The organism is Geitlerinema sp. PCC 9228 (assembly GCF_001870905.1).
Lineage (GTDB): Bacteria > Cyanobacteriota > Cyanobacteriia > Cyanobacteriales > PCC-9228 > PCC-9228.
In genome coordinates, this window is sequence record NZ_LNDC01000017.1 from 1 (window position 1) to 11,258 (window position 11,258).

Consider the following 11,258-nt stretch of genomic DNA (forward strand, 5'->3'; position numbering starts at 1 on the left):
AATGGGGCTAAAGCCCCACGAGGCGCTTTTCCTCCCCGCGCTAAAGCGACGGGGATTCCAAGCTACCGAAAGTTTTACTTGAAGGTTTTCACAAACCGCTGGCAGGGATCGATTGAAAAAAAATCGGATACTGCGCCTGTTGACAAGGCCGCATCTGCACCAAGAAGCACGCTGAATGTTGCCGGATGCTCTCGCCACACGGTCCCAAATAAGGGCAAAATTTGGCATGATTATCTATTTTCTCAGAGCTTGCATCGTGGTGTAACATTAAAAACCAAATGAATGCCCCAATCAGGGATTTTTCCCCCATAATTTTGCCAACCTATCACTATACCATTACCCAATACTTGCATAGCCAGGTATTTTTACTTAATTTTTCTCTGAATGGGGACCTTGTTGTTTCTGACTAAAAGGTCAATATCGTACTTTTTCAGCAATTAGGAAGATATATATGAACCAGCAATCTATATCTCCCGCAGTTCTGGTGATTTTAGACGGATGGGGTTATAGAGAAACGCCAGAGGGCAATGCGATCGCCCAAGCCAAAACCCCAGTGATGGACAGTCTGTGCGCCAGCTATCCCAACACCTTGATTCGTACCTCTGGCAAAGATGTAGGTCTGCCAGAAGGGCAGATGGGCAATTCCGAGGTCGGTCACCTCAATCTCGGTGCCGGTCGCGTGGTTCCTCAAGAACTGGTACGGATTTCCGACGCGGTGGAAGACGGCAGCATTCAGGAAAATTTAGTCCTCAACCAAGCTTGCCAGAATGCCCAAAGCAACCACCAAAAACTGCATCTGGTGGGATTGTGTTCCGAAGGTGGCGTTCATTCCCACCTCAACCACCTGGTGGGATTGGTGGAAATGGCCAAAGCTAAAGGCGTGGAAGAGGTTTGCATCCATGCCATCACCGATGGTCGAGACACCAATCCCAACGATGGTGTGGAAGCCATGCGCCAAATCGAAAATTGCTTGCAGCAGGTTGGTTTGGGCCGTATTGCAACCATCAGCGGCCGGTATTATGCCATGGACCGCGATCGCCGTTGGGATCGCACCGAGAAAGCCTACAACGTCATGGTGACAGAAGGCAATGGCGACGGTCGCTCTGCAGAACAAATCCTGCAAGACTCTTATGCCGAGGGCATTACCGATGAGTTTGTCCTTCCCCGACGGGTGGCCCCCGGGGCAGTAGAAGCTGGAGACAGCGTAATTTTCTTCAACTTCCGTCCCGACCGGGCGCGCCAGCTAACACAAGCTTTTGTGGTGCCCAATTTTGACGGATTCGAGCGCGATCGCCTTGCCGATCTTACCTTTGTCACCTTCACCCAATACGACGCCACCCTACCGGTTTTGGTTGCTTTTCCACCGCAGAACCTCACCAATTTGCTTGGGGAAGTCATTGCCAACCACGGCTTAAAGCAGTTCCGCACTGCAGAAACCGAAAAATATGCCCACGTGACCTATTTCTTCAACGGGGGCAACGAAAAACCCTTCCCAGGAGAAGACCGAGAACTGATCCCATCTCCCATGGTGCCCACCTACGACCGGGAACCGCAAATGTCGGCCCGCGCTGTGACCGATACCGCGATCGCCGCCATTGAAAAAGGCATTTACTCGTTTGTGGTCATCAACTACGCCAACCCCGATATGGTGGGACATACAGGAAACATGGAAGCTGCGGTCCAAGCCATTGAAACCGTCGATGAATGTTTGGGACGCCTATTACAAAGCATTAGCCAAGCTGGCGGTACCGCCCTGGTCACCGCCGACCACGGCAATGCTGAATGTATGTTAGACGAAGCCGGCAATGTTTGGACGGCCCATACCACCAATTTGGTGCCCTTCATTTTGGTGGAAGGCGAACGCGCCAAAATTCCCGGTCACGGCGGCAATGTGACCCTACGGGAAGATGGACGCTTGGCGGATATTGCACCTACCATTTTGGATATCTTGCAACTGCCGCAACCGCAGGAAATGACCGGACGTTCCATGATTGCCCCGGCAGCGGTAAACCTGCGCAGCAATCGGACGCCAGTCAGCCTGGGGTTGTAGTACGGAGGGTTTCTACGAGACATCCCAGCCAAGACGCGATAAAGTGGAAAAGCAAACTGTCGTATCGTAGCCGATTGTTTCGGTCCCAACTGGCGGCAGTGGGTTCGTAAGATGCAACGGAGGTTTTCATGACGGTTTTTCAGTTGGTTAGAATTGTCTGGGCTCTTTCTGCCATTGGCTTAATTGTGTTGGTGATGTTGCACAGTCCCAAAGGAGATGGCATCGCTGGTATTGGCGGTCAGGCAGAATTGTTTACCAGTTCCAAAAGTGCGGAAAAAACCCTCAACCGGGTTACTTGGTTGTTGACCCTGATTTTCATGGGAACGACCACAATTTTAAGTGCTGGCTGGCTGTAGTAAACCACCTTTGCCGAGATGCGCAAATCATGGCAGCGATTGGTAGCGGGAATGCTGGCCTCCATGCTGGCGATCGCGTGGTGGGGAAGCTCTGGTGCTTCGCAATCCCTCAGCGATCGCTCGCTGCAACATCACCCAGCGCAAATAACTCAATTTCCCTTGCGATCGCATCCCCTACCCAGCCACCTGGCCGCGATCGCATCTTCCAATAGTGCCGGTGATTACTTCGACAAAATCCAGACAACCAAGGTCGGATATTTAATTTGGTCGCAATTTCCCGTAAGCATATACGTCGCTGCCAGCGCCACTGAAACCAGCGATCGCCCTTGGCAGCAAGCCGTACGCGCCGCCATTGCCGATTGGCAAGCTTATTTCCCCCTCACACTTGCCGAACGTGCAGAAAACGCCGACATCCGCATTTGGAACCGCCGTCCGCCACTAGAGTTGGACGAACAAGGAAGGTTGGTCCGCGCCAGAGCCGGTCAAGTACAATACGAACTCGATCTAAAATCCACCGCAGACCCTCCCATTCTTTCCCATCGCTGTGATATTTTCCTCAATCCCCATCAAGCACCCAGCTACCTGCGCGCCACCATTCGCCACGAACTGGGACATGCCTTGGGAATTTGGGGTCACAGTCCGATCGAAACCGACACCATGTATTTCTCCCAAGTGCAAAAGCCTGCCCCCATTTCCCAACGGGATCTCAATACCCTGCGCCGCATTTACCAACAACCAACCCGCTTGGGATGGCCAGCTCAATCGTGAAACGTACCATCTGGCATGGTGGCACGGTGCAATTTCGTAGCCGTTAAATTTGCCATGCTCAGATCCGCTTGAAATAAATTGGCTTCCGACAAATCGGCGTGGCTAAGGTCGGTTTTGGCAAAAAAGACTTCCACCAACATGGCCCCTTTCAGGTTGGCATAGCTCAAATCCACCCGCGATAGATTGGAACGGGTCAGGTTGGCTTGGCTGACATTGGCTTCTCGTAAGATGGCGCGGTCGAGTTTTGCATCGGGAAAACGCGCGCCGCACAAATAGGCTCCCGTTAGGTCGGCACCAACCAAAGCAGCGCGGTCGAACAAACCATCCCGAATCACTGCGTAGCTGAGGTTGGCATCGGTGAGTTTGGCATCCATGAAAATAGCACCGTTGAGATTGGCGCTGCACAGTTTGGTACCGCGCAAATCCGCACCGCGCAAGCTGCATTCCGCAAGGTTGGCACCCCGTAAGTCAGCTTTGCTCAAATTGGCACCGTTGAGATTCACCCCCAACAAGTCTACCCCCTGCAAGTCAGCACCTTGAAGGTTGATGGGGTCGTATACCCGCCGTTCGTAGCGTAAGTTGGCACCCCGCAGGCAAGCACCTGCCAAACAAGCACCGCTGAAGTTGCTATTGCGCAAATCGGCGTAGCTGAGGTTGGCATCGGTGAAGTTAGCCAGGGTACAGTTGGCTTGGCGTAAATCGGCACTTTGCAGGGTGGCACCGTGAAGGTCGGCATCGGTGAGATTGGCCCCTTGCAGGTTGGCTTGGTTCAGATTCACGCCGCTCAAACGTGCTTGAGCTAAATTGGCTCGTTGCAGGTTGGCTCGACTTAAGTAGGCTAAAACAAAGGCAACGGCCTGTAGGTCGGCTTGGCTTAAGTCGACACCGATGAGATCGGCACCGCTGAGCTTGGCACTACGCAGGCTGGCACCGGAAAATGCAGTTTCGCCAGCACTGTATCGGTTGACAATTTCGGTGGCGTTCATGGGTAGTTAAGGGCAAATTTCAATGGGCGATCGCGAAATGGGGGAGATACCACCTGCTTGTTGGACGTGCTTTTTTTCGTGCGATCGTAGGAGGTTGGTTAGGAACTGGTTGCCGTTTTGTAGGGAAACTCCTTCGTCCATATAGCGGTTTTGGCACCTGGTTCCCGCAGGTGTATTTTCACCAGTTCGATGTGGTTAAGTTTTAATTCTAAAATATACTTGCGCAAACCCGGAACAAGTTGTTTGGGATGCCAGCTTTCTGTCGATTCTAAAATCACGTGCAAGCAACCGCTACGAACTGCCACGAGGATGTTAATATTTTTGTTGGTTAAAAATTTGCCGATTAAAGCCGCGATCGCTTTGGGATTTCCCTGTTGGGCCAGAGCAATCACTTTTTGCCGGTTGGCTTTTGCAGGTGTTTTGCTTTTTTCAGTAGCTGGGGAAGAAGTTTTGCTCGTTAGGTGTGTTGATTGGGTGTTAAAAGTCGTTTTTTTTTCTTGCCGTTCTGGTAAATTTAAACGTTGGCGGTCGGCTACTTTCATATTTTGTAGAATATCGAGAAAGCGATCGGTATTGTTTTGAACTTTAACCATAAATTCTTGTAATGCTTTGTGTTTCCAAAATAATTGCTCTTCTGCAGATTGTTGGGCAAGTTTTCGGTCGAGCTGCCTTTCTAAATCTTGCAAAACGGTTTCTAAATCGTTGATGACTTGACGAACGTAATCTTCTACTTTCCCCTGCAACTCCGCTTCTAAATCGAGTTTGTCTCGTAATGAATCGGCAATTTGGTGTACCAAGCCTCCCGTTTGTTGCGGAGAAGTAAAAACCTGTGTGGATTCAATTTCTTCGTGATTTTGACTCTGGGAAACTTGGGGGGAAGGAGCAGATGGTTTTCCTTCTACCATAGGCATTCCTACCGTTGCTTCGTCTAAAACAGAAATTTCGTCATCACCATCGTCCTCCGATTCTTCTTTTTGAGCAGTAGGGGAGTTTTGCGGTTCGGTTTCTATTTGTGGAGCAGCCTTCTCTGCCGTTTCTATTGTTTGTTGTTTGGTGGAAGTCAAGGTGCCTTCAACTTGGTTGTCGCTTTCTTGTGCCGTTTCCAAGGTGGATTCGGTTTGTTCGCGAACCACTCGGTCTTGAGGTGTCTTTTCGGTGGAATCGATGCGAGTGGGTTGCGGTTGGGGGACGTTTTCGTAGCAAGGCATCATCGCCTGTACGATGGTTTTGGCCGCCTGCATATTTTCTTGCGGGTTTTCTAAATTTTTGGCTGTATTGTATAGTTTTTCTTGCAGTTTTTGAGGAGTTGTACAAACGGAAGAAAGGTAGCGCAGCATTTCATCGAGGGATTTTTCGCGCACAACCAGCCAGTCCTTATCGTGTCCGTAAAAACGACGGTATAGGGTGGAAAAAATTAAAATTTTTGCCCGCAAAGGATTGGTTTGTTGCATGATTTTCATGCGAATTTCAAAAAACCGTTCCTGATGGGAGCTATCTTCGGGATCCCAAGCATAGGGAACGGGGGGGACTTGAGAATTATCTTCAACGTTTTGGTTATCCGTATTTCTAGTATCGGCTTCGTAAAGGGGCTGGAGTTTGGAAATAATGGTATTGGCAATAACTGTATATTCTTCGCTTTTGTTAATGCGGCAAACAATACTATCCAAAGCCGATTGTAATTCTTCAATATCGGCATGGACATCGATCAAACGAACAATTAAATCGCTCATCTGGATTTCGATCAAATTACTGAGATTGTTTTCCCAAATGCCATAGCAGACAAAATGCAGCAGTTTTTTAATCCGAATGGCATTCACATCTTCTTCAAACTCTTGGGCGATCGCTTCTACAAATGGCGACGAACTCATCATATCCTCCCACATTAAAAATTAGCTTGGCTCCACCAAAACAACAGAAAGCCATTTTATCAAGAAAATTGGTTAGACTCTGGTTGCCAATTCCCCTGATTTTGTGTCTATATGCCCCTGTAAAATGGCGATCGATCGAACATCCAATTTTTCTACAACCAAAGACGATTGAGTTTTTTCCGAATAGCAGCATACCTATGGATCTTACTGCGGGAAAACCAATGCCGCCAATTTTCCCGACTTTGTTACATTTTGTCACATATTGACGGTCTGGTTTTGTCCTAGGCTTAGGGAAAAAGAGCAATCTCTCTCATGGCGTATGCACCTAACTTTGCGGCCGGCAACCAGCAGCGACCTGCCCCTGTTGGTGGATCTGTACGCAGATATGGATGGCGACTCTCCTCTCCCGGTGTCTGTAGCTACAGAAATCTTCCAGCAAATTGACAGCCTGCCAGAGTACACCATTTATCTGGTTTTCCAACAGCAAGAACCAGTAGCCACTTTTAGCCTTCTATTCGTTCCCACCATGATGCACCGGGGATTTCATAAATACGCCATTCTCGATGCCTTTACCGTTCGCAGCAGCCACCGCCGGCAAGGCATTGGTTCGGAAATTATGCGCCGTGCCTTGCAAATGAGCGCACAGGCCGGTTGCTACAAACTGGAACTCTCTTCCAATATAAAACGCGATCGCGCCCACGAATTTTACCAATCCCTAGGATTCAAACAGCACGGATGGAGCTTTCACCTGCAACTAGCCTGAAAAGGGAACAAGCAGGATTGTCTTTCCTACCCAACAATTTGTATTTGTGGCAACCTAAAATCAGAAGCAAAACCACAGTTTTGCACCCTCAACCTTTTCATCTGGCAAGCATCCAAACAGGATAAACCATGCAAACCCTATCGAACGACGCCACTGCTACCGGCGAACAGAACAACCAGCTCACCGACACGGTGATCCACCGACGCAAAACCCGTCCCGTCCCTGTCGGCAACGTCACCATCGGTGGCGGCTATCCCGTAGTCGTCCAATCCATGATTAACGAAGATACCATGGACATCGACGGGTCCGTTGCCGCCATTCGCAAACTACACGAGCTGGGCAGCGAAATTGTCCGGGTCACCGTTCCCAGCATGGCCCATGCCAAAGCCGTTGCCAGCATCAAAGAAAAACTCCGTCATACCTACCAAGACGTACCTCTAGTGGCAGATGTTCACCACAACGGCATGAAAATTGCTCTAGAGGTTGCCAAACATGTAGATAAAGTACGCATCAATCCCGGACTATACGTTTTTGAAAAACCCAAGTCCAACCGTACCGAATATACCCAAGCCGAATTTGACGAAATCGGCAACAAAATTCGAGAAACCCTAGAACCATTGGTGGTTTCCCTGCGCGACCAGGGCAAATCTATGCGCATCGGCGTCAACCACGGTTCCCTCGCCGAACGCATGTTGTTCACCTACGGAGATACCCCAGAAGGGATGGTAGAGTCAGCTTTGGAATTTATCCGCATCTGCCAATCCCTGGACTTCCACAATCTGGTCATCTCCCTGAAAGCCTCCCGAGTGCCAGTTATGCTGGCTGCCTACCGTCTCATGGCCAAACGCATGGATGAGTTGGGCATGGACTATCCTTTACACCTCGGCGTCACCGAAGCCGGCGATGGCGAATACGGACGTATCAAATCGACCTCCGGCATTGCCACCCTACTAGCAGAAGGCATTGGCGATACCATCCGCGTTTCTCTAACCGAACCTCCCGAAAAAGAGATCCCAGTTTGCTACAGCATTTTGCAATCGCTGGGATTGCGCAAAACCATGGTAGAGTACGTCGCCTGTCCTTCCTGTGGGCGTACCCTATTTAATTTAGAAGAGGTCCTGCAAAAAGTACGCGCCGCCACTTCCCATTTAACTGGGTTGGATATTGCCGTCATGGGTTGTATTGTCAACGGTCCTGGGGAAATGGCCGATGCCGATTACGGCTACGTAGGCAAACAACCAGGTTATATTGCTTTGTACCGCGGTCGGGAAGAAATTAAGCGGGTTCCCGAAGAACGCGGGGTGGAAGAGTTAATCAATCTCATTAAAGAAGACGGACGTTGGGTCGATCCTTAAAGGAATATTGCGCCAATAGTTCTTGCAGGGAAAGGAAAACAGTTGCTTTTCCTTTCCCGGTTTTGGGAAAGTGTTCGGAATCGTACGGGAAGCTTTTGTACATTTAAATAGGGATTTCGCTCTCAATGGTCCCCTGTATAATCCTCAAATTGAGGTGGCGCTAATTTTTGCCCGCGGCGTTGGGAAGAATTGCCACCAAAGCGTGAAAAGGTATGTTACTCTGAAGCTAATAGCATAGAATTTTTCTCAAGGGGGAATGTGTCAGCATTTCCCGCCAGGCTCGATAGCGCATTAGGTATCGAGAAGCTGACCGGTATCCATGCCACATGGGCAACCTGACATCCGGTACCTGGGTGGAAAAATTTTTCAAGTTCCTTTTCAACCGGTCGATTGGTTTCCAGACCATCGCGATCGCTTTTAAAGAACTTTTGGGGAGCGCCCTCCTAGCGTTGCGGACATTTCCCCTTTTTTTCAGGTAAGGCTACGACGGCAACACGACGGACAGAAGTCCGGTAATGTTCGCTCTGGCTTATCGGCGAGCGTAATTCCTATGCAGTCTTTCCCAGCTGAGCTAGACAAATGGCTATATACACCCGTGGGCTGGTAGTCGGTGCTACTGTAGTGACCGTGGCTACCGTTACCTTAACTGGAGCTGGCATTCACGTTCAAGGACAGCCTTTTTTTAAGGATAGTCCCAAAGAGCTGGTGGATGAAGTTTGGCAAATTATCGATAAAACCTATGTAGATGCCACCTTCAATCAGGTGGACTGGCGTTCTGTACGTCAAGAGTATTTAAACCGCTCCTACGAGAATAAAGAGCAAGCTTACGATGCCATTCGGGAGATGCTGGATCGGTTGAATGACCCCTACACGCGGTTCATGGATCCGGAAGAGTTCAAAAATATGCAAATCGACACTTCCGGGGAATTGACGGGGGTAGGCATTCAGATTACCCAGGATGAAGAAACCAAGGAATTGGTGGTGGTTTCTCCCATTGAAGATACGCCTGCTTTTGATGCTGGCATTCAAGCACAAGATGTCATTGTGGAAATTGACGGTCAAAGTACCGAGGGGATGGACCTCAACGATGCGGTGGAAAAAATTCGCGGTCCCATTGGTAGCGAAGTCAGTTTGACCGTTCGCCGCGATGGCAAAGAACTGGAATTTACCATTACCCGCGATCGCATTGAGATTCACCCGGTACGCCACGAAATGCGGCAGGTATCCGATCGCCAAATTGGCTATATTCGCCTGGTACAATTCAGTGCCAACGCCGCCGAAGAAATGCGAGCTGCCATTAACGAATTGGAAGAGAAAGATGTGGAAGGGTATATTCTCGATTTGCGCTCCAATCCGGGAGGCTTGCTGTTTTCCAGCGTGGAAATTGCCCGCATGTGGCTGGATGATGGCACCATTGTCTCGACGGTGAACCGCCGCGGCAAGGTGGACCGACAAAAAGCCAATGGCAAGGCTTTAACCCAGGAACCATTGGTGGTGTTGGTGGATAACGGTTCTGCCAGTGCCAGTGAGATTTTGGCAGGTGCTTTGCAGGATAACGAACGCGCTACTTTGGTAGGTGCTCAAACGTTTGGTAAGGGGTTGGTGCAGTCGGTACAACAAGTTGGCGACAATGCTGGGTTGGCGGTCACGATCGCGAAATATTTAACCCCAGATGGGCGCGATATTAACAAAGAAGGCATCCAGCCCGATATAGAATTGGAACTCACCGAACAGCAACGGGAAAAACTTCGGGAAAACCGCAAGCAAATTGGTACCCAAAACGACCCGCAATATGTCAAAGCGAGAGAAATCTTGTTGGAAAACTTGAACTAGCAAATTTCTTACTTGAATCTAGTAGGGTGGGCATAGTCCACCCCCATCATTGGACTTCTAACTTACTGGTTGCGCTTGTAGCTGTGCTAGTTCCGTGGGAGCTACAGCACCACGGTCGGTAATAATAGCGGCAATTAGGTGGGCAGGGGTCACATCAAAAGCTGGATTGTAATATTCAGCTCCAGGCGGGCAGATTTGCGTATCTCCGATCCGATAAATTTCTTGGCTATCTCGCTGTTCGATGGGAATTTCAGTACCATTTTCTAACTGAAAATCAATAGTAGACAGGGGCGCGGCAACGAAAAAGGGAATATCGTGAGCTTTGGCTACCAAAGCCAAGCTGTAAGTACCAATTTTGTTAGCTGTATCGCCGTTGGCCGCAATGCGATCGGCACCCACAACCACAGCATCTACCATTTTTTGCTGCATACAGTGGGCAGCCATGCTGTCGGAAATCACCGTGACGGGGATTTTTTCTTGTACACATTCCCAAGCCGTAAGCTTAGCTCCTTGCAAGCGGGGGCGGGTTTCGTCGGCATAGACCCGTTCCAAACGGGAGGCTTGCCAGGCAGAACGGACCACACCCAAAGCAGTACCGTAGCCAGCCGTAGCCAGGGAACCGGTGTTGCAGTGGGTCAGCAGGCGCAGTTTTTCGGGGATGGTGGGCAAAACTTCCAAACCGCGATCGCCAATTGCCTTGCAAGTTTCGATATCTTCTTCGTTAATTCTTTGCGCGGTGGCTAGCAACACTTGCTTGATGTGAGCCACATTGCCCACTGTTTGACGGGCAGTTTTCAACATGCGATCGCACGCCCAAAACAAATTTACCGCTGTAGGGCGAGTCGCTTTGAGCACATTGGCAACCTCATCCAAACGCGCCAGAAACTCACCGCGTTCGGTGGTATCAATATCCCGCGCGCCCAAATACATTCCGTACGCCGCCGCCACACCAATGGCCGGCGCACCGCGCACAATCATAGTTTGAATCGCTGCTGCCATATCTTCGTAGCGGCGAATTTCCACAACCGCATATTCCGTAGGCAGTCGCGTCTGGTCGATGAGGGTAACGTGGTCTTGTTGCCAAATAACTGGGTACAGCATGGTGGTTTCTTGCGCGAGGGATATCGCCATGTTGGTCGGAAAAAGAAAGGGGTAACAGCTGCTACTTCCTAATAGGTTGTTTACTGGACAATAGTTGACTTTTATTGACTTGATAGTCGTAGCCATCTTTCTTAAAGATTGGCTGGATGTGATTACGGGAGACACTGACTATCTTTCC

General features: G+C 49.8%; 10 protein-coding genes. 7 read left to right on the forward strand and 3 right to left on the reverse strand.

Annotation, left to right across the window (positions count from 1 at the left end):
- The 4 genes from AS151_RS22380 to AS151_RS01030 form a co-directional block, all read left to right on the forward strand.
- Nucleotides 1-282 (forward strand): hypothetical protein (locus AS151_RS22380; protein WP_211517478.1); only part of this gene is annotated, 282 nt, incomplete at its 5' end.
- Nucleotides 283-451: 169 nt separating this feature from the next.
- A complete protein-coding gene (gene gpmI, locus AS151_RS01020; RefSeq protein ID WP_071515217.1) occupies nt 452-2,050 on the forward strand; it encodes a 2,3-bisphosphoglycerate-independent phosphoglycerate mutase in 1,599 nt (532 codons plus the stop codon).
- Nucleotides 2,051-2,178: 128 nt separating this feature from the next.
- A complete protein-coding gene (gene secG, locus AS151_RS01025; RefSeq protein WP_071515218.1) occupies nt 2,179-2,406 on the forward strand; it encodes a preprotein translocase subunit SecG in 228 nt (75 codons plus the stop codon).
- An 18-nt stretch (nt 2,407-2,424) separates the two neighbouring features.
- Entirely contained in the window at nt 2,425-3,174 is a 750-nt protein-coding gene (locus AS151_RS01030) for a matrixin family metalloprotease (protein ID WP_084639324.1), read from the forward strand.
- On the opposite strand, the gene AS151_RS01035 is transcribed toward AS151_RS01030, so the two are convergent.
- Together AS151_RS01035 and AS151_RS01040 are read right to left on the reverse strand one after the other, a co-directional pair.
- Nucleotides 3,165-4,160, reverse strand: a complete 996-nt coding sequence (locus tag AS151_RS01035) for a pentapeptide repeat-containing protein (protein ID WP_071515219.1) — start codon at nt 4,158-4,160, stop codon at nt 3,165-3,167. The two genes, AS151_RS01030 and AS151_RS01035, sit on opposite strands and share 10 nt — an antisense overlap.
- Before the next feature lie 98 nt (nt 4,161-4,258).
- On the reverse strand, nt 4,259-6,028 hold the full coding sequence (locus AS151_RS01040; protein WP_071515220.1) for a hypothetical protein: 1,770 nt from the start codon (nt 6,026-6,028) through the stop codon (nt 4,259-4,261).
- Between the two features lie 319 nt (nt 6,029-6,347).
- Between AS151_RS01040 and AS151_RS01045 the strand changes: the two genes are divergently transcribed.
- From AS151_RS01045 to ctpC, 3 genes are all read left to right on the forward strand, one after another.
- Nucleotides 6,348-6,791, forward strand: a complete 444-nt coding sequence (locus tag AS151_RS01045) for a GNAT family N-acetyltransferase (RefSeq protein WP_071515221.1) — start codon at nt 6,348-6,350, stop codon at nt 6,789-6,791.
- A 128-nt stretch (nt 6,792-6,919) separates the two neighbouring features.
- Nucleotides 6,920-8,146 carry a (E)-4-hydroxy-3-methylbut-2-enyl-diphosphate synthase gene (ispG, locus tag AS151_RS01050; protein WP_071515222.1) on the forward strand — a complete coding sequence of 409 codons (1,227 nt, stop codon included), beginning with the start codon at nt 6,920-6,922 and terminating at the stop codon, nt 8,144-8,146.
- A 579-nt stretch (nt 8,147-8,725) separates the two neighbouring features.
- Complete coding sequence (ctpC, locus tag AS151_RS01060; RefSeq protein WP_071515224.1) at nt 8,726-9,979, forward strand: carboxyl-terminal processing protease CtpC; 1,254 nt, start codon at nt 8,726-8,728, stop codon at nt 9,977-9,979.
- Between the two features lie 57 nt (nt 9,980-10,036).
- On the opposite strand, the gene mtnA is transcribed toward ctpC, so the two are convergent.
- Complete coding sequence (mtnA, locus tag AS151_RS01065) at nt 10,037-11,080, reverse strand: S-methyl-5-thioribose-1-phosphate isomerase (protein ID WP_071515226.1); 1,044 nt, start codon at nt 11,078-11,080, stop codon at nt 10,037-10,039.
- Between the last annotated feature and the right edge of the window lie 178 nt (nt 11,081-11,258).

Coding starts and splice junctions, on each gene's coding strand:
- gpmI (WP_071515217.1), top strand. CDS start 452: ATGAACCAGCAATCTATATCTCCCGCAGTTCTGGTGATTTTAGACGGA.
- secG (WP_071515218.1), top strand. CDS start 2,179: ATGACGGTTTTTCAGTTGGTTAGAATTGTCTGGGCTCTTTCTGCCATT.
- AS151_RS01030 (WP_084639324.1), top strand. CDS start 2,425: ATGCGCAAATCATGGCAGCGATTGGTAGCGGGAATGCTGGCCTCCATG.
- AS151_RS01035 (WP_071515219.1), bottom strand. CDS start 4,160: ATGAACGCCACCGAAATTGTCAACCGATACAGTGCTGGCGAAACTGCA.
- AS151_RS01040 (WP_071515220.1), bottom strand. CDS start 6,028: ATGAGTTCGTCGCCATTTGTAGAAGCGATCGCCCAAGAGTTTGAAGAA.
- AS151_RS01045 (WP_071515221.1), top strand. CDS start 6,348: ATGCACCTAACTTTGCGGCCGGCAACCAGCAGCGACCTGCCCCTGTTG.
- ispG (WP_071515222.1), top strand. CDS start 6,920: ATGCAAACCCTATCGAACGACGCCACTGCTACCGGCGAACAGAACAAC.
- ctpC (WP_071515224.1), top strand. CDS start 8,726: ATGGCTATATACACCCGTGGGCTGGTAGTCGGTGCTACTGTAGTGACC.
- mtnA (WP_071515226.1), bottom strand. CDS start 11,080: ATGCTGTACCCAGTTATTTGGCAACAAGACCACGTTACCCTCATCGAC.